General features: G+C 60.7%; 22 protein-coding genes. 20 read left to right on the forward strand and 2 right to left on the reverse strand.

From position 1 onward, the window contains the following. Window positions 1-82 precede the first annotated feature (82 nt). The 4 genes from WC683_06690 (at window position 83) to WC683_06705 (ending at window position 2,805) form a co-directional block, all read left to right on the forward strand. A complete protein-coding gene (locus WC683_06690; GenBank protein ID MFA4972282.1) occupies window positions 83-1,075 on the forward strand; it encodes a hypothetical protein in 993 nt (330 codons plus the stop codon). Between the two features lie 66 nt (window positions 1,076-1,141). After that, complete coding sequence (locus tag WC683_06695) at window positions 1,142-1,351, forward strand: hypothetical protein (GenBank protein ID MFA4972283.1); 210 nt, start codon at window positions 1,142-1,144, stop codon at window positions 1,349-1,351. 24 nt (window positions 1,352-1,375) lie between these two features. After that, window positions 1,376-1,993: a hypothetical protein gene (locus WC683_06700; protein ID MFA4972284.1), complete on the forward strand. Its 618-nt coding sequence runs from the start codon at window positions 1,376-1,378 to the stop codon at window positions 1,991-1,993. Beyond that, the gene (locus WC683_06705; protein ID MFA4972285.1) at window positions 1,990-2,805 is read left to right on the forward strand and encodes a glycosyltransferase family 25 protein; all 816 of its coding nucleotides are present in this window, start codon (window positions 1,990-1,992) and stop codon (window positions 2,803-2,805) included. The genes WC683_06700 and WC683_06705 overlap by 4 nt, the downstream gene beginning before the upstream one ends. 287 nt (window positions 2,806-3,092) lie before the next feature. On the opposite strand, the gene WC683_06710 is transcribed toward WC683_06705, so the two are convergent. Continuing rightward, window positions 3,093-3,977 carry a hypothetical protein gene (locus tag WC683_06710; protein MFA4972286.1) on the reverse strand — a complete coding sequence of 295 codons (885 nt, stop codon included), beginning with the start codon at window positions 3,975-3,977 and terminating at the stop codon, window positions 3,093-3,095. Between WC683_06710 and WC683_06715 the strand changes: the two genes are divergently transcribed. Beyond that, window positions 3,961-4,719, forward strand: a complete 759-nt coding sequence (locus tag WC683_06715) for a hypothetical protein (protein MFA4972287.1) — start codon at window positions 3,961-3,963, stop codon at window positions 4,717-4,719. The two genes, WC683_06710 and WC683_06715, sit on opposite strands and share 17 nt — an antisense overlap. On the opposite strand, the gene WC683_06720 is transcribed toward WC683_06715, so the two are convergent. Then, entirely contained in the window at window positions 4,679-5,380 is a 702-nt protein-coding gene (locus WC683_06720) for a hypothetical protein (GenBank protein ID MFA4972288.1), read from the reverse strand. The genes WC683_06715 and WC683_06720 overlap by 41 nt on opposite strands. Before the next feature lie 124 nt (window positions 5,381-5,504). Between WC683_06720 and WC683_06725 the strand changes: the two genes are divergently transcribed. From WC683_06725 to WC683_06795, 15 genes are all read left to right on the forward strand, one after another. After that, window positions 5,505-5,948 (forward strand): hypothetical protein, encoded by a 444-nt coding sequence (locus tag WC683_06725; GenBank protein MFA4972289.1) that lies wholly within the window; start codon window positions 5,505-5,507, stop codon window positions 5,946-5,948. A 10-nt stretch (window positions 5,949-5,958) separates the two neighbouring features. Next, window positions 5,959-6,174 (forward strand): hypothetical protein, encoded by a 216-nt coding sequence (locus tag WC683_06730; protein MFA4972290.1) that lies wholly within the window; start codon window positions 5,959-5,961, stop codon window positions 6,172-6,174. Between the two features lie 160 nt (window positions 6,175-6,334). Beyond that, window positions 6,335-7,396 carry a glycosyltransferase gene (locus WC683_06735; protein ID MFA4972291.1) on the forward strand — a complete coding sequence of 354 codons (1,062 nt, stop codon included), beginning with the start codon at window positions 6,335-6,337 and terminating at the stop codon, window positions 7,394-7,396. A 14-nt stretch (window positions 7,397-7,410) separates the two neighbouring features. After that, window positions 7,411-7,719 carry a hypothetical protein gene (locus WC683_06740; GenBank protein MFA4972292.1) on the forward strand — a complete coding sequence of 103 codons (309 nt, stop codon included), beginning with the start codon at window positions 7,411-7,413 and terminating at the stop codon, window positions 7,717-7,719. A 20-nt stretch (window positions 7,720-7,739) separates the two neighbouring features. Further along, on the forward strand, window positions 7,740-8,213 hold the full coding sequence (locus WC683_06745; GenBank protein MFA4972293.1) for a class I SAM-dependent methyltransferase: 474 nt from the start codon (window positions 7,740-7,742) through the stop codon (window positions 8,211-8,213). Beyond that, window positions 8,203-8,847 carry a galactosyltransferase-related protein gene (locus tag WC683_06750; GenBank protein MFA4972294.1) on the forward strand — a complete coding sequence of 215 codons (645 nt, stop codon included), beginning with the start codon at window positions 8,203-8,205 and terminating at the stop codon, window positions 8,845-8,847. The genes WC683_06745 and WC683_06750 overlap by 11 nt, the downstream gene beginning before the upstream one ends. 12 nt (window positions 8,848-8,859) lie before the next feature. Beyond that, window positions 8,860-9,594, forward strand: a complete 735-nt coding sequence (locus tag WC683_06755; GenBank protein MFA4972295.1) for a hypothetical protein — start codon at window positions 8,860-8,862, stop codon at window positions 9,592-9,594. A gap of 101 nt (window positions 9,595-9,695) precedes the next feature. After that, window positions 9,696-10,082 carry a hypothetical protein gene (locus tag WC683_06760; GenBank protein MFA4972296.1) on the forward strand — a complete coding sequence of 129 codons (387 nt, stop codon included), beginning with the start codon at window positions 9,696-9,698 and terminating at the stop codon, window positions 10,080-10,082. A 13-nt stretch (window positions 10,083-10,095) separates the two neighbouring features. Then, window positions 10,096-10,941 (forward strand): hypothetical protein, encoded by an 846-nt coding sequence (locus tag WC683_06765; GenBank protein ID MFA4972297.1) that lies wholly within the window; start codon window positions 10,096-10,098, stop codon window positions 10,939-10,941. Window positions 10,942-11,079: 138 nt separating this feature from the next. Beyond that, entirely contained in the window at window positions 11,080-11,310 is a 231-nt protein-coding gene (locus tag WC683_06770) for a hypothetical protein (protein ID MFA4972298.1), read from the forward strand. Between the two features lie 36 nt (window positions 11,311-11,346). Continuing rightward, window positions 11,347-11,547 (forward strand): hypothetical protein, encoded by a 201-nt coding sequence (locus WC683_06775; GenBank protein MFA4972299.1) that lies wholly within the window; start codon window positions 11,347-11,349, stop codon window positions 11,545-11,547. Between the two features lie 83 nt (window positions 11,548-11,630). Continuing rightward, a complete protein-coding gene (locus WC683_06780) occupies window positions 11,631-12,548 on the forward strand; it encodes a hypothetical protein (GenBank protein ID MFA4972300.1) in 918 nt (305 codons plus the stop codon). Then, on the forward strand, window positions 12,549-14,870 hold the full coding sequence (locus tag WC683_06785; GenBank protein MFA4972301.1) for a hypothetical protein: 2,322 nt from the start codon (window positions 12,549-12,551) through the stop codon (window positions 14,868-14,870). Then, a complete protein-coding gene (locus WC683_06790) occupies window positions 14,845-15,189 on the forward strand; it encodes a hypothetical protein (protein MFA4972302.1) in 345 nt (114 codons plus the stop codon). The genes WC683_06785 and WC683_06790 overlap by 26 nt, the downstream gene beginning before the upstream one ends. Beyond that, entirely contained in the window at window positions 15,189-18,101 is a 2,913-nt protein-coding gene (locus WC683_06795) for a hypothetical protein (protein MFA4972303.1), read from the forward strand. Before WC683_06790 ends, WC683_06795 begins: the two co-directional genes overlap by 1 nt. Window position 18,102: the final 1 nt, after the last annotated feature.

Raw genomic sequence — 18,102 nt, forward strand, 5'->3', positions numbered from 1 at the left:
ACCGCAAGGCCCGGCCATGCCAAGACAACTCCACGGTGAAGCGCATTGTGCCGTTTCATTGTCACCAGTTAGGAGTTTAGTCATGGCCTACGATGTCGCATTGCAAGACGACCACGGAACAGGGAGTTTCGACGATCTTGCGAAGAAAACCTTCCTGTCGAACGTCGTGCGCGCGTTCGTTCGCTCGCTGCGCGCGGCGGACTTTGTGAGCATGGCCCCGATTTCCGGCAAGACGAGCGAAGACTACATTCGCATCGTCCCCGAAGTCACCCCGGAAATTCACGATCCGAACGCTGAGATCGCCGGGCAGACGCTCGAAAAGACGGTCGGCACCGTCCGCATCGAGGACAAGGAAACCATCGCTGCGGTCTACCTGTCCAAGCGCGACGCGCTCATTTCCCACTACGACGAGAAGGGTGAGACCGCGTTCGCCTGCGGCTACTCCCTGGCCAAGCAGGTGGATGAGCACGTGCTCCGACAGTTGATCGTCGCCGCCCAGACTTCCGCCAGCGGCAACTTCAAGGGCGGGCAGTCCGTGTCCGAGACCGGGACGTTCGCTACGATCTTCGGAATCACCACGCCGTCCGTGACAGCCTCCAAGCTGTTGCAGACCGCCATTCAGAAGCTCGACCTCCAGTTCTACCAGGACGATGTTCCCGAAAATGAGCAGAAGGTCATCTTCTGCCGACCGGACATCAAACTGGCGCTGCGGCAGGACGACACGCTGATGAGCCGCGACTTCACGTCGCCGATGTTCGCCAACAAGGAGTTGGGGACATTGACGATGGTGGAAGGCCACCCGGTCATCCCGACGAACGCCTTCCCGCGAAGCAGCTTCACCGCCGTCACGACCGGCCCGACCAAGCAGGGGACTTACGTGTACATCCCCGACGCCAGCAAGGTGGCGATGGTCGTCGCCAGCAGGCAGGCCCTCAAGGGCGTCATGGCCGAAGGCGTGACCGTCACGATTGACTGGATACCGGTGCGGCGTTCGTGGCTGTGCACAGCCGCCATCATGAAGGGGTTGGACACGTACCGGCCCGAATGCGCCGGGATCGTGGTGTCCAGCGCGTAGTTCTCTTTTACTTGGGGCGGGGTGCTACATCCCCGCCCCGCGTTTCTCTACGAAAGGAGATATCGCATGGGCACGGCCCCGCCGAACAACACCAGCGCCTACGCCGCATACACCAGCAAGCAGACGCTCATCCGTGACTTGCAGCAGGCGTGTCGCAGCGATCCCCTCGTCATGGAGATCGTCTACCGCCTCAATCGTTCCAATCTCGCCGATGCGTCCATTACCGACGGAGCGACCGTTTACGGCACCGCCGGGTTCTGGGAATCGGCGGAATGATCACTACCTGAAAGGAGCCTCGAAATGTCGCAAGACAATCGCATTCAGTACGGCCCGAAGAACGTGGCCTTCATTGACTCGGATGTTGGCATCGGCTGCATCGCCGGAGTGGGCGCTGTGCCCACCGCGCTGGCCGCCTATGTCACCGCCGACGAGTTCGGCGACGGCAAGAACCACCGGACGGTGCTGACCTGCACGGATTTGGAAGTTGCCACCGTGGACAACGGCACCGCAGGACACGGCGGGGGAACCAAGATTTACGATTTCCCCAAAGGCCTGATCGCCACCGGCCCCGGAATCATCAAGGCTGACAGCATCGTCGTGGACGGCACCGGACTCCCGAACGATGCCGCGTTCGTCCTCTCCGTTGGTTCTGTCGTTGCGACCAGCGTGGTCGTGACACTCACCGGCACGATGGCCGACATCATTGACCAGTTGTCGCTCACGCTATCCACCAGCGTCAGTTGCGTCAACAACAATTCGTCCGTTCTGGGCCTGAGCATCATTGACGGCAGCGGCACCGCCGTTGACGCCTACCTGAACGTCTCCGGCACGGCAGGCTCCCTGGACGCCGACGGGACGCTCACCTTCACCGGCAAGATCGAGATCAACTGGACCAACCTCGGTTACTCCGGCGAATGAGCATGTTCGATAAGGTCTACGTTCTGAATCTGGACCGTAGACCTGAACGCTTGCGGTCGTTCTGGAAGGGCTACTCGCAGTCCGGGTGGCCCTTCCAGACGCCGGAGCGCGTATCCGGGCTGGACGGCTCCAAACTGCCCCTTCCCGCATGGTGGACGCAAACCGGCGGGGCGCTCGGCTGCCTGTTCTCTTACTTCCGCATCTTTGAAGATGCTATCACCCACGGACACGATGCCATATTCGTGTTCGAGGATGATTGCACCTTCTCTGCGGACTGTTCGGAGCGCATCTTGCCGTTCATGGACTCTGTGCCCTCAGATTGGGAACAGATTTACTTGGGCGGACTCCTGCGCGGAATGATCAAGTACCCGCCTTCGCAGGTGAATGAACACGTGGTAGCGTTGCGCGGAATTACAGGGACATGGGCGACCGGCTATCGCCTTCCCTTCATGCAGAAGTGGTACAAGTGGGCTTGGGAGCATCTCTACAATGCGCGCCCGCTGGGCGGCAAATGTCACTTGGACTGGATGTTCTGTTCCTATCAGTGCGAGTTTGCGCCGAAGGTCTACGCGCCGCACCCGTGGATCTGCGGCATGATGCCCGGCGCATCGGATATATGCTGGCGCGTCTACTCGCGCGAACACTTCTTCAACTGGACGGACAACCACGTTGACCTGAACTCGGAAATTATCTCCGCCGTCAACGACCAGGTGCTATTCCCGCTGGCGCAACTGAACTTCAACTGCGGCAATGGCCCGTTCAGCGGAGAGGTATCCTGGGGCGTTCGCAAGGCCATACCGCAGGCTTCTTAGGGCGCGCCCCGGTTGACGCCGCCCTTCCGTCAACAAGCCCAACGGGGCGCGCCCGCCCCCTGATAGCTGGAGGAGAGGCATGTGCCGACCATCATTCACGTGGAAGAAGGAGTAACGTCCATGTCGGGAGCGACCGTCGTACAGTTCACCAGCGCGGGCCGCGATAATCTGTCCATCGCTGTCGCCGCGGCCTATCTGGCTGGCCCGCCCACCCCCGAAACGCCTGAAGCCCTGCGCTACGGCGCGACGGTCATTGAGATTGACTCGACGGAACTGAACCTTCTCGCCTACAATATTGCCTCCGCCATCGGCTCGCAGTCCGACAGCACCAGTGTTTCAGTCAGTGAAAGCCCGTCGCTGAGCGAGTCCAACAGCGATTCCGTGAGCGTGAGCGATTCCGAGTCGGAGTCCGATTCGGGCAGCGTGTCGAACTCCAACAGCGTCAGCGCATCGGACAGCGTCAGCCTGTCGGGCAGCAACAGCACGTCCGTTTCTACGTCGAACAGCGTCAGCCAATCGCCCTCAATTTCAACATCGAACAGCGTAAGCGCGTCGAACAGCGTGAGCACGTCCAATAGTGTCAGCGCGTCCAACAGCGTCAGCGCGTCCAACAGTGTCAGTGCATCCAACAGTGTCAGTGCATCCAACAGTGTCAGTGCGTCGAACAGCGTGAGCGCATCGAACAGTGTGAGCCAGTCGCCCTCAATTTCGACCTCTAACAGCGTGTCGGTAAGCAACTCCGAGAGCACCAGCGATTCCACTTCCGTTTCCGCAAGCAACAGCCCATCCCTGAGCGTGTCGAACTCCGTGTCTGTCAGCAACAGCGAATCGGCCAGCGAAAGCGCGTCCGAGAGTGCAAGCGAGTCCACGTCGGAGAGCGCGAGCGATTCTACGTCGGTTTCCGTGAGCAACAGTCCATCCCTGAGCGAATCCAACTCGGAGTCGGCCTCAAACAGCGAAAGCGCATCCGAGAGCGCAAGCGAATCGGCTTCAGAGTCTACCAGCAACAGCACATCGCAAAGCCCATCCATTTCCACGTCAAACAGCGTGAGTGCATCCAACAGCCTTTCAGTCTCGAACTCGAACAGCGTGTCCGTCTCGAACAGCAACTCCGAGTCGGACAGCACCAGCACATCCGCTTCAGAGGCCGCGTAAATGGCCCTGCTCCCCACAGGAAACGTCGGCGGAGATGTCGTCGGCCCGTCAACCGCCGTAGATTCCGATCTCGCATCCTTCAACGGCGCGACAGGCAAGATCATTAAAGACAGCGGCTTGGCCGTGGTCACTACGCTCGGCACACCCGGCACGGACTCCCAAATACCAACGGCAAAAGCAGTCCGAACTGCCATCACTTCCGGTGTTAATGACCACGGCTCGCTTACCGGATTGACCGACGATGACCATACTCAGTACACGAAGAAGGCCACGCTTGCGGCGAAGGGCAGCATGTACGCCGCCAGTGCGGCCAGCACCCCCGCCGAAGTGGCCGTTGGCGCAAACGGCACCGCCCTTGTCGCCGACAGTGCTCAGGCGGCAGGCGTCAAGTTCGCCGTGCAGTATGACACATGGAATATCCTCATCGGGGACGGCGTAAATGAAATCCCGACAGGCGTTCTGGGATATATCCGCATGGACTACGCGGGCGCGATAGATTCCGTCGCGCTGTATGCGAAAGAGTCCGGGTCGCTGGCCGTGGATATCTGGAAGGACGTTCACGCCAACTTCCCGCCCACCGATGCCGACAGCATTACCGCATCCGCGCCGCCTACCCTGAGCGCGGAACAGTCCACGGAGAACACCGCCCTTACCGGGTGGACCAAGACCTTCGCCGCCGGCGACGTGTTCGCGTTCAACGTGGATAGCGTGGACACCATCACACAGGCGACGCTCTGCCTGAAGGTACACCGAACATGATTATCGTACACTTCGCTTCCGGCAGCACAGTCGGCGTCTCGAACAGCCTGTCCGTGTCCCTGAGCGAATCCACGTCGGAATCGTTGAGCACGTCCAACTCGACCAGCGACAGCGTATCGCAGAGTCCTTCCATCAGCACGTCCAACAGCGTCTCCCTATCGGACAGTGTAAGCGATTCGCAGAGCCATTCGGGCAGTCTGTCCACATCGCGCAGCACCAGTAGTTCAACATCAAACAGCGTATCGCAGTCCGCCTCGATTTCCACGTCCAATAGCGTCAGCACGTCCAATAGTATCAGTGCGTCCAATTCTGTCTCAACAAGCCAGAGTGCATCGAACTCATCCTCTATCAGCGCGAGCCAGTCCCCGTCCATATCGACCTCCAACAGCGTGTCGCATTCCGATAGCTTGTCTGTCTCTAACTCTAACAGCGTATCACATTCCAACAGTCTGTCGGTGTCCAACTCAGACAGCCTGTCCGTGTCGAATAGCAACTCCGTTTCCACGTCGGAGAGTGCGAGCGATTCTACGTCGGTTTCCGCGAGTAACAGCCCATCCCTCAGCGTGTCTAACTCTGAGTCCGTCAGCAACAGCACGTCCAACAGCGTGTCGCAAAGCAACTCTACGTCCACATCAGCCAGTGAGTCCTCGTCTGAAAGCACATCGAACAGCGTGTCTCACTCCAATAGCCTTTCAGTTTCTAACTCCAACAGCGTTTCCAACAGCAACTCGCTATCCGTGTCCAACTCGGATTCAATCAGCCTGAGCAACTCCGATTCCATCAGCGTGTCTAACAGCAACTCCGAAAGCGACAGCACCAGCGCGTCCGCATCCGCCGCAGCCGTTTGCCCATCTTCCTGCGAGGCGTGCGCCGGCAGTTACTACACGGACATCAGCGCCTTCGACGGCGCGTGTGGGTCCGGTGCTTTTGTGGGCGTGGAAGAGTACGTGCGCTACCCAGATAGGTGTTGGTGGGCACCACAGGCAACCTATTTCGACGATGATACTGTACCGGCCTTTACGTTGTTCACCGATGTCGGCGTTGGGCTTCAGTGCGGCACAGACTACGCCGGCAAGTGGTCGTTGTACTTCCAAATGTTCGACAACAATACAGAGGAGGTCGTCGGATGGGCGCTCTACGCACTGGACGCCCAGCCTTGCCCTGACAACATCTATACGCTCGTGGACAGTCTCGGCGCGGGCTGGCCCGAGACAATTCTGGTCTACTGAGGAGAGTCACATGGTGTTTACCAAGGCGGAATTAGCGGCCAAGCGAGTCGCCGCTGAGGCTTATATCAATGCGCGGTGGGCGAAGCAGGTCAACGCGATTCTCGGACCGGACGCCGACGCAACAATGCGCGAGGCGGCCATTGTAAGACTGGTCCAGGCCGGGGTGCTCACGGCATTTCGCGCAGCCCCCGTAGCGAAGGAGTTGGGCCTTGCTGTCGGCCAGTAAACTGAAAGCGCTTGAGCCGCGCCCCGCCGCGCGCGTGTTGCACGGCGGCTGCTGCCATGCCGACCCGTACACTCCCGAAGAACTCGCCAAAGCTGCCGCTCGCAAGGCCGCACTTGACAAGACGCCGGCGGTCGGGTAAACTCCCCTGCGTGGAGGGTACATGAAGGCGATACGGGCGGGTGTCGTTATTCCCTCGCGAAACGAGGGCGACTGGTTGCGGCGCACGGCGGAATCCGTCCGCGATACCGTACCCCCGTCATGGGATATCTGGCATGTAGACGACGCCAGCGAACGCCCGGAACCCGACCTCTCCGACCTGAACGTGCGCGAATGCCCGCAGCCTCGCAGAATTGGCGCGGCGCGCGCACGGGCAGTCGGCATCTACAATGCCCTGCAAGACCCTTCTGTGCAGGGCGCGGTCACGTGCGATTCCCATATGCTCTTTGGCGCGGGGGAAGCACTGGGCGCGCTGATTGAAGAAAATCAGCGTTTTGTCACACACAAGGCGTTGCCCAAAGACTACACGCCCCCGATGTGGGAAGCGCAAGTCCATGTAGCCGAAGACAAGTTGCTTCGACTGATGCAAGTGGCCGTCGAGCATGACTGTTTCGCCTACCTGTCCCCCTGCCGTCAAGGCCCGGCGACTCTGAATGTCGAGAATGGGCTGTATCGCGCGCGCTACACGCTTGCGCGCGGGCCGATGCCCGCAGAACTGCCCACCGCCGCATTCAACGGCGGCTGCTATGCCGGAAGCAGAAACGCATGGGAGAGCATTGGCGGCTATCCGCAACTGCCGGGGCACTTCGGATTTGAGGAAGAAATCCTGTCCCTGCTGGCGGCGGCGCATCAGATTCCCATCGTCTGCCTCACGCAGATATCGCCGTGGCATCTATTCCGGTCGCAAGGCACGGACCCCATCCCATGCCCGTACTCAACGTCGGAAGACCGCGAACTGGACAATCTGGCCGCCGTCTATCGGCTGGCGTTCCCCGAAGATATGTGGCAACTGCGCTGGCGCAATACGCTGGCAAAGAACATCCTGCCAGGCCGCGTCCGCCCCGTGCCGGAGTACATTCTGCGCGAGGTAGAAAAGCCTGAGTTCACCGCATACCGCAACATGGTGCAGGAGGGCTTCGCATTGCGCGGAGACGCCCTGATCGCGGAACTGGACGCCAAGCGCGCGGCGGACCATGCGTTTCTTGAAGCGCGCGCGAAAGGATAGCGACGATGGTTATGATGGCGCCGACGATTGTGAAGGAAGCCAAAGACCCCTGCGTTGAGAAGGTTCACTGCTGCGGGCATGAAACCGGGATGCTGTTCAAGATTCAGGACAAGTTCGTGCTGATCCGTGATGACCCGAACCCGGAACATCGCGGGCGTCTGGCGACCGTAGGTTGCATTGTCGCCTACTGCCGTGGCAACGACTGTTACGCCGACCTCTACGAGAAGGAAGGGCTGACATTCAAGCCCTGGGTATTCGGGCGCGACACGCAGGTTGACGATCACCTGCGCCTGATAGCGCGGCAGGTCGAGGCCATGCAGTGACCGCGCCTTCCGGGTTCAGCATGAATGACTTTGACGCACAGGCCGTTGCATGGATGGTGAAGAATGTCGCATCCGATGCCGCCATTCTGGATGTGGGCGCGGGCTACGGCAAGTGGGGGCGGCTGCTCAAGCCAACGCACTCGAAGATTGACGCGCTGGAAGTCTTCCCTCACAACGTCCTGAAATACGACCTGTTCCACGTCTACAGGCGCGTTCACATTGACGACGTGCGGCGGTTCAAGATCGAAGCCTATGAGTTCGTCATTCTGGGCGATCTGCTGGAACACCTGCCGGTTCCAGACGCGCAATTCGTGCTGGCGCGGTGCCGCCGCGCGCTCGTGCAAGTGCCGTTCCTCTACAAGCAAGGGGAATTGGACGGCAACCCCTACGAAGTGCATGTCCAAGATGACTTGACCGCCGCCCTCGTAGCCGAACGCTACCCGTCGCTCATGCCGTTGGCCGTCAATGAGAAGGTGGGCGTCTATGTCAAATGACCTGCGCATTGGCCTGCTCGTTCATGCAATCCACCTGCCGAAGGAACGGTTAAGGCTGAAGGCGTCATTCGACGAACTGCCCGCGCGCCTGCGTACCCGCGTGGAACTGTGCATTCTCACCGAGGATGATTACGACGACAATCCGGCGCAGTTCAACGTGGCGGCGGCAAAGAATGTCGGCCTGCGCAAACTCCTGCCGCGTTGCGACGGGGTGCTCTGCGTGGATGCCGACTATCTGATTCCGCCTGGGCTGCTTGAGTTGTGCCTTGAACCGTCCATGCAAGCGTTCCATCTGTGGGTGCGCCGTCGGGATATTACTGAAGCCGAAGCCCCCAAGCGCGCCTGGGCCGACTGGCTGAATCTCCCCGTCTTTCAGGACTGCTGGGGCAGCGCGAACTACCTGTCCAGCGACAACTGGCGGAAGATCGGCGGATGGGACGAACGCACCTACGGATGGGGCGGGGATGACGACATCCTTCATATCCGCATCGGGCAGGCTGGCATCGAACGCCGCCGGATTGACGCCATACCGCTTGTCCACGTCGGACACGCGCTGCGCGAGTGGAGCGGCGTCAACGCGCGCGGGAAAGAAAACCTCAAGTGGGCGTCCGTGCCGCAACCCAATTACCTCTGAAGGCATAGACGAATGAACACCATCGGCGTGACCGCCCTGTGCATGACGCATGGCCGATTCACGCGCTTGCGCGATTCGCTGGCTTGCTTCCTCGGTCAACTCCCGGTGGACGCCTACCGGAGTGCCCTGCCGGTCGAAATGAAGATGAACATCTTCAACTTCGCGGAGACGCCCATTCACTGTGAACAGCCGGGCGTGTCCGTGTTCAATCATCCCATGTCCGGCGGCGTTCACGCCATTTGGGCTGAGGCCCTCAAGACGGTGGACACTGAGTTCGTCGTCATGTGGCTGGACGACGACCTATACCTGCCGTGGTGTCTGTCGCAATGCGCGGAGCATATCGGCGTCGCGTCCGCCATAAAAACGCGCCAATTCTGGATCATGGTCGGTTGTAACGGGGCATATCGCTTTGGGTTACACCAAATCGAAACCGGCGAAGGCTCCTATATGGTACGCACCGAGATTGCGCTGGCGGTAGGCTTGCGTCCGGCTGATGGCGCGTGGATTGTCCCCGGTCTAGAGGTCCTTGACATGACTCCAGGATGGGTGTTCCGCATCAACGACGGCGGATACCATTCCGAGAATCAACCGTGGACAGACCAACAGAAACACGACCTTGACTGGCGCGCGCACAATGCGGACTTCGGCGACGGAAAGACCCCGCTTACCCCCGCATCCCTCAAGCCCTACTGGTCGGCGTTACTGGCGGTCCGCCCCGATCTTGCCCCCTCTTTCCGGCATGATTGAATGTGCAGCAACGAAACGGCAGCACATAGTCGTGTGATGTGCCATGCCCGAATACCGCCGATTTCATCGGCATACCATTTGCTATACGAGAAAGGGATACCGTGACACCTACGGGACTTGAGGCAACGCGGGTATTGGCAGACGAATGCGCCGAGAGAGCACGCGAGATTCGCGTTGCAGTGAAGAAAATTCAGAGCACTCCCGACGTGGAAGTCTGCGGCCCCGGCCATTGGGCACTGGTGGACTGCATGAAGGTGTTGGCGGGCGGGCAAGTCACACTACTTCATTGCCGGGAAGCGGACTACCGCAAGATCATTGCCGAATCCGAGATGCCGAACCGCAATGGCAAGGATGCGCTGATCATAGGCAAGTGGCGAATCCCGCCCCTCGTGTTGTGGTTGCTTGGCCTGATCGTCGTGGCGATCATCAGTTCAGGACGGCTCTACGAAGTGATCGAAGCCCTTTCCGGGCTGCTCCATCGGAAGTGAAAGGAGACGTGCCGTGAAGAAGCGAACGCTCGCAGTGGTGTTGGTGTTCTCGGCCTTAGTGCTGGCGATAATCCTGGTGCTCATGGCCAGCGGATGCAAGACGTTGCAGCAGAACGCGACGTCGCCGGGCGGGACGCCCGCCTCGCAGAGCGTGAGCGACGCCGCGCTGCGCGTGGACGCCGAGGGTGATAACGTCAAGATTGTCGGCAACACCTTGCGCGCCGAGGTGCCCGCAATCACGTCGGCTGTTCCGTACAGCGGCGGGGTGGTAGCCGCGCAGGCGGACGTGCTTGATTCCATTTCCGCGCGACTGCTCTCGCTCTCCGGCGAAGTCAAGGCGCTCAGCGGGCAGGTGGCGACATTGGAACAGTCCGTCACGGATGCGGCAAAGACCATTGCCAAGCTCAACGCTGAGATTGTGAAGCTCAAGGCTGCGTCCGAGTCCAAGACGGCGACGATGCTGCGCTGGCTCCTGGTACTGAGCATCGCCGTCATTGCCGGTGGAATCGCCGCGACGATCTGGCTCCAAGCCTTCGTCGGCAAGTACGGACTGGCCGCCTCAACGATGGGCGCGATTGCCGCCTGCGTGTCATGGGTGTTTCTCTCGAAGGCCGGGACGTGGCTCGGCTACGCCGTGGCCACTGTGCTCCTGGCCGCCGTGGTCTACGTCGTCATCATCATCGTCAAACGAGCGAAGGCGGGCCTCGCATCGGCGACAGGGCTGGCCGAGGAGGCGCTCGACTCTCTGCCCCTGGCGGTTGCAAACGAGCTCAAGATCGCTGCGAATAAAGAGCAGCAGAAATCCGGGACACTGGCGGTAGTCGCCGAGTCTCGCAAGAAGGAAGTCAAGGTTCTGTAGGAGGATGATCTGACGTTGAAGCGACTGATGGAACGCGGGACGGTGACGGTTACGAACGTGGTCATGGTGCTCGCGGGGATCATGCTGTTGTGGTGTATTCTTCACTTCATTCTGAAGTGGGTTTGACGGAGAACGCTCATGGCGACGCGCAGTTGGAAGGCAAAACTCGGACACCTGATTACCGTTCCGAATCGTAACCGCAAGTTCGGCGAGGCGCGGCACTATGTCTTTGTCCGCGCTCAGGATGAGGACGGAAAGGAAGGCGGGTTGCTGTTTACGCCCAACGCCCTGAGCGTCGCGCGCGAACGCGCCCGGAAGAACCCGGAAGACGTTCTCAAGGCAGCATGGCTGGTTGACGCATTGGATTAACTGCCCACGGATGGGCGAAGGGTGGAGGTGATACGAATGGATCCGAAGGAACTTGTGGCAGGGCGGATTGCCGATGCCGTGACAGCGCAGAACATGGCGCTGGACAAGGCACTGCTTTCCACTTACGACGCCGCCGAACTGGCGGCGTTTCGTGAAGGTGAACTGATCGGCGCGATGAAAGTCGGCGGCCTACTCATGGCCGCACAGATCGGCGCGACTCAGGCGGTAACGCAGTGATTACCCTGCGGGCGCGGGAATTGTGGCGCAGGGTTACAATGGCCCGCCTGCCCGCACCCGCAGGTACACGGAAAGGATGACCGATGATTGAACCCCTGATGGTCCGATATGCCCCCGGAAGCACGGTGTACTTCCGCGTGTTCGACCCGATCACGAGCAAGTTCTTTGACTTCGACGACAACACCTGGCAGACCACAGCGGTCAATCCCAAACTCGCAGCGACGGAAAACACTGCCGCGGGCGATGCGGACGAATCGGTTTACACGGCGGAACTGGACCTGGCACTCCTGAACGCAACCGCCAGCGTGATGACGGTGCTGGTGACGGCGTTGGACGATTTGGCGACCGACGCGATTATCAGCGCGATCTCCCTGCAAGTCGCCAGCGGTGCGATCCCCGCTCCGGCGGCGTCCGGCGATGCGACGCTTGAGGCCGTTAACGAGATGCTTGAAATTATCGGGGAAGCCCCCGTGGACGCACTGGATACCGGAGGGGTGTCTGCGGCGGGCCGGGCAGAGGCAATTCTTGACCGCACCGAACGGCGCGTTCAGTCAATGGGTTGGTATGAGAATACCGAGTCCGTGACCTACACGCCCGACGGCAGTAAACACGTCGAGCCGGGTACGGATATCCTCTCCGTTGACGCCATCAACGCCAGCACGGACTTCCGCGTAAGCCTGCGCAATGGACGGGTTTATGACCTTGAGAACCGCACAGACGAGTTCGATGGGGACATGGAACTTGAGGTCATTCGCCGCTTGGCGTTCAGCGACATGTCCGATGAACTGCGCGCGTATGCCGTCGCGGCGGCCTGCCAGGAGTTCTACCGCGCCATGATCGGCGACGGGCCGATGAAAGGCGAATTGGAATTGCGAATGCAACGGGCGCAGTCCAGAATGCACAACGCGGATATCCGAAGCGGGGATGTGGGGATGCTGCAAACTGAACACGCAGCAACGATCCTGGGGCATAGTTGGGCGACGAGGCCGGAGCGGCAATAGGTGGCCAACCTGACAATCCCGCGCGCAACGCTGTACGGGGGCGTTTCTACTCAGCCCGATGGGCAGATGCACCCGAATCAAGTCAAGGCCGCGTCCAATGTCATGTTCTCCGTGCGGCAAGGAGCGGTCAAGCGGCCCGGAAGCATTTTTGAGTTTGCGCCCACGGGCCTGCTCGCGGCGGGCAATCACCGCGTCCATGCCATTACCCGCGACGACGATGAGCAATACATGGTGGTCTACGGACGCGGGGCGACCAATATGGAACTGCGCGTCTACGCGCTGGACGGCACGGAAGCGACCGTGACCATCAGCGCGGCAGCACAGACATATCTGAACGCCGAAAGCGCGACCGCCGATGATCTGCGCATGGTGACGAATGCCGACCACACGATCATCGCCAATACGAAAGTTGCCACCTCCGTTGAGACCACGCCCGTATATGCCGTGTCGGCCAACCTCAAGAATTGGGACGTGGCGACGGCCTATCGCGTGGCGGCGGATATCTACTTCCACACGGAAGAGGATACCGTAGGGCACCCGAAGGGGTACTACAAGACCAGTGTGGACACCACGGACTTCGCGCAGTGGCGTGGCGCGGTAGTGACCGGAGATTGGGCGATTCCGACCGGCAACTGGAACAATGACCTGAACCCCGTCGGGTTCAAGGTGACATTCCGGGACCGCGACGGCGTAGACGCGACGTATGAAGTCAAGGAGAACTTTGGCAACCCCCTCGATGTGGACAGCGAAGGAATGGGTATTCCTGCCGCCGACATGACTGAAATCGCCTTGCGTCTACAGCAAGTGTTGCGCGACGCGGGCGCGACCACGGCGGGGATTCGATGGGTAGACCGGGCGGATGGAACCCGCCGCTTCCGCATTCTGGCCCCCTACCGTGGCACCGGAGCGAAGGTGGTGTCCATCACGGCGCCGTCGAGCGGCGTCTATGACCTCTCCGCCAGCGGCAGGCCGTTCTACTTTGCCGGCGGAACGGCTAACGACGGCACGGGCGATCCCGACGAGCAAACCCTTGCCCTTGAGGACAGGTTTGAGCGCGTGGCCGCGCCGGGCGACACGAAAGGTCGGCTCACCGCTTCGACCATGCCGATCAAGCTGGTGCGCACGGCGATCAGCCCCCTGGCATTCACCGCCAGCGCGATTACATGGGACGACCGCACGTCGGGCAACGAAAGCGATAATCCCCCCGTCTCCATCTTCAAGGACGGGCACACGGTCACAGACCTGTGCTTCCACCGCAACCGCTTCGTGCTGGCCGGGGACGAGCATATCATATTCTCTCAGGCGGCGGAGTTCTTCAACTTCTGGATTGAGGAATCCGATAACATCGCAGATGCCGACCCGATTGACGCGACCTTGACCAGTGCGCAGGTCTGCCTGGTGGATTCCCTGTTGCCCTGGCGCAAGACACTGGTGATCCTCACGAAAAGCGCACAGCAGTTCGAGTTGAACACGCCGGAAATCCTCACCCCTAACACGGCGGCGATTACGCCGTCCACGTCCTACCGCACAGTCAATGGCGTTCAGCCCGTCGCTATGGGTACGACGATGTACATGGCCGCGCAGGCCGGGGGCAGCGGGCAGATTCTTGAATACTACTACGATGACAGCCTGCAATCGGCCAAAGCGGCGGACATTACCGCACACGCGGAAGGCTACCTTCCGTTGACGGTGCGGCGGCTGGCGGTATGCCTGAACGCCGACATCACGCTGGTTCTGCCTTCGGCGTCGCCGTCGGTCTACCTGCATCGGTCGTATTGGAAGGGCAACGAACGCGCGCAGAGCGCGTGGGGTTCCTATGACTTTGACGACGGGGAGGTGATACATGATATCTGCGTCTTCGGCACAACCCTCTGGTTGCTCTCGGAGACGGGCGACGGATTCCGCTTCTACTCGCTTGAGCTTCTTGACGAAGCGGCGACGACGGGATGGGCATATCCAGTCCGGCTCGACCGGCGCGTGTCCCTTACCGGAGTATATGCGGCGGGATTTACGACGTGGACGTTGGCCACTGCGGATGGCGATTTGACTACCGCCGTGCTTGGCCCGGACTTCGGAACCAGTTCCGGCAACGAATTGACCTTGACGAAGGTGGACACGACGCACTACAAGGCGGCGGGCGACTGGTCGGCTGGCGAGGCGATGCTTGGGTTAGTCTATGACTTCCTCTTGACCTTGCCGCGCCCCTACGTGCAGAACCGCGACGGCGCGCCGATATTGGACCTTGAACTGGTGCTTCAGTCTGTTACGTTCAACCATTATTCGAGTGGCGGGTACGATGTTCGCCTGGAAAGGACTGGTTGACATGATCCTGCGCGTCTCGCCATGCGACTACGGAGGCTATGAGGTATGGGACAGCCGCGACCCCGACTGTCCGGTGTATCTCGCGCTGCATTTGACGGCTGAGAACGTTGTCAAGGGCGCGCTGAGCGTCAAGGGCGTCGCTCTCGTGGATAGCGTCATAGCCGCGCGGCTCGTTGCGCGTGCGGCAGAGGCGAAGCGCGCGTCCGTGGACTCCGCGATACAGGCGGAATTGAGCAAGCGCATTGCGGCGGTGGACTATTCCAAGCCGGGCGCTGAGGCCGTGGTGGCCGTGTTCGGCGCGGCGGAGGTGAAACCGTAATGGCGACGAATTGGGTGCCACAGAGGTCAGGCGCGTTTGACACGTTGAGCGGCAACGCCGCCTCTCCGTGGCATGACGGTGGCGCACAGACGGCGCTCAACTCGTACCCCTACAAAGATGACGCCGCCGACACGTTTTCCACCGGAGCTTTTGCAATCAGTGCCCCGTCCGTTGCCGTCACAGGCACAGGCGCAGGCGGAATCGGGGCGGGCGGGAGCCTGGAGACCGGGGCCGAAGCGTTCACGATGGGGGTCTTGACCGGCACAACCACAGGGGGCTTGACGACCGGCGCGGGGCGATTCAACTGCACCAGTTTTGCGCAGGGCGCAGGCGCGACGTGGAATATCGGAAGCGGCGGGATCGGCATCACGGCCAATTCGACATTTGCTGGAAGGATGAACTACGCGCCGGGCACGAACGGGGGGTGCCAAGCGAATGCGAATAGCACAGTGAGTATTACCGGGGCGGCTGCGTCTGCCATCTACGCTATCGGAACAGCGTGGACGGCTGGAAATTTCTGTACATTCACCAACACAAACGCAGGCGCGAACGCCAGGTTGACTTTTGCAGAAATCACGTATGGGTATTTTTCCTATAGCCACATCCTAGTTGGGTATCCATGTTTCAAGTGCGAGAACGCGGGGCGAAACATCATTCTGATTCTCAACGCTTGCGACGTGGAAAACAAGATTTCTAACTGCTTCCTCTTCAACAATTATTCGCGCGTGTTTTGCGTCGTCAGGGATTCATTTATATCCAGCGTGACTTCAGGTTCCGGCGTGAATATCGCCGCTGGCGGGATGGCGCGCATGACGTTTACGAATTGTGTTTTCGGAACCGACGTTGACGGCAATGTGCAGGCCAACACTACCGATATCGCAACGAGCATCGGCGTCCGGCTAGTTGCCGACGGCATCTCTCTCAGTGCCGCAACGCCGATAAGCGGGTTAGGTGCGGTGGTGGCAGACAATTATGGGCGCGCCAACGGCGTTGGAACATCCGGGATAGGATACCTCTACGATGGCATGGTAGGCACCGTCGAGCGTTCTACCGCCGCGCCGTATGGCGCTGAGACATACCACGCAAGACAGACCCCAGCGAGTACAGTAACGGCGGTTCTGCCGCTGGACATGCACTGCGAAGTCCCCGTCATCACCGGCGACAAGTCCGTTGCCGTGAGCGTTCCCGCCGCGCGCAGCGGCATGACATCCGACTGCGCGAAGGTCATCATTGACCCGGAGCAGGCGTGGGTTACGAGCGTCCAGTCCACTGAGTTGTTGACCGATGCCGGGACACTGATTACCGCGCCGTACACGCTCACCGCAACCTCCGGCGTCGTCGGCGGGACAGCCGCGAAGGGGAAGATTCGCATCGTGTTCCGCACGGACGAATACGAGTCGGCGAAGGTCGTTGACTGGGGCAAGGCGACGATTGTCGTCACCCATGCCGACGACACGACGACGACCTACTATGTATCGCACCAGAACTGGGCGAACGGGATGCCGACGGTGGACGCGCCAACCTACGTCGCGCCCGCGAATATCAAGAACGCAGTGCCCAGCGACTTCGGCGATGGCACTTACTCACCGGACTTCCCCGCCGTGGGCAATGTGCTTTCGACGGACACGGTTGACGGGTCCAATGGCACGTTGACGCTCCCCGCGAATGGCACGAAGGTACTGGTTGCCGAAGCTGCGTTCGGCGTCGCGGGAAACTCCATCACGCCCGCAGCGACAATCCCCGCTGGCGCAAACGTGCAAGCCGCCGCCGCCGCCTACGGCATCAACGGCAACAGTGAAACGCCGTCATATCCCACCACCGCCACATCGCAGGCGGCGCAGTTGGCGACCGACCAGGCGGCGGTGGACGCGGGCAAGGCCGACATCCTCACGACCCGGACTATCCTCGGCGTGGTGGGCACGCGCGACTTGACGCTCTACGCGCTCATCAGCGGCATCGTGGCCGCTGGGGACGTGCGCAATGGAACTCCGCGCTACACCGGCGGCAGCAACGGCACATGGGACGCCGTGAGCAAAAGCGATGTGGTTGACGCGGCTTTCGTGGCGACGGGAAACAAGAACTACGTCGGCGGGGCCGATGGCTCCTATCCGACCACCGCAACGACAGAGGCCGCGCAACTTGCTACGGATCAGGCCGCAGTTGATGCGAAGAAGACGTACCTCGATAGCACTCAGACGATTCTCGGCGTGACGGGGACGTTGAACATGGCCCTGTACTCGCTGATCTCCAACATTGTCAGTGCGGCTTTCGTTGCCGTTGGCAACAACAATTACGTTGGCGGTAGTCCGGGTGCCTACCCGACTACGGCCACGAGCCAAGCGGCGCAACTGGTCACAGATCAAGCCGCCGTTGACGCACAGAAGGCCAACATTCTCGACACGGCGACGATATTGGGCGTGGATGGCACGTATGACACGACGCCCGCTGCTCCGGCGCGGCCTACGCTGGCCGTGGTGAACAGCGGCAGCGGAACAAGCGTTACGGCAACGGTGGCCGGGGCCGCCGGGGTAACGAATCTGCTATTCTACCGGCTCGATGGCGCGTCCTCATGGACGACTGGCAATACCCGCGTCGGGGATGGCATCATCACGCAGACGGGTCTTACCGCATTGCGCAGGTATGAGTTCATCGCCGTCAGCGAAAGCACGGGGGCCTATAGTCTTCCCTCTGTCCCGGCGACGCTGGTGCCACGCAACACTTCCGGCTCCGGCACACATACGGAAGCGCAGATATTCTCGCCCGTCCCGTCGCCCGAAGCGCAGGGCAAGGCGCGATTCTGGATCAACGCCAACACGAAGCGCATTGAGATTTCAGTTGTGTCGTCGAACGCGCGTCCGCTGGTGCTGAATAGCGCGGAGTTCACCGCTACGGCAACAAGGAGAACCATGTAAC

Source organism: bacterium, assembly GCA_041648665.1.
Lineage (GTDB): Bacteria > UBA10199 > UBA10199 > 2-02-FULL-44-16 > JAAZCA01 > JAFGMW01.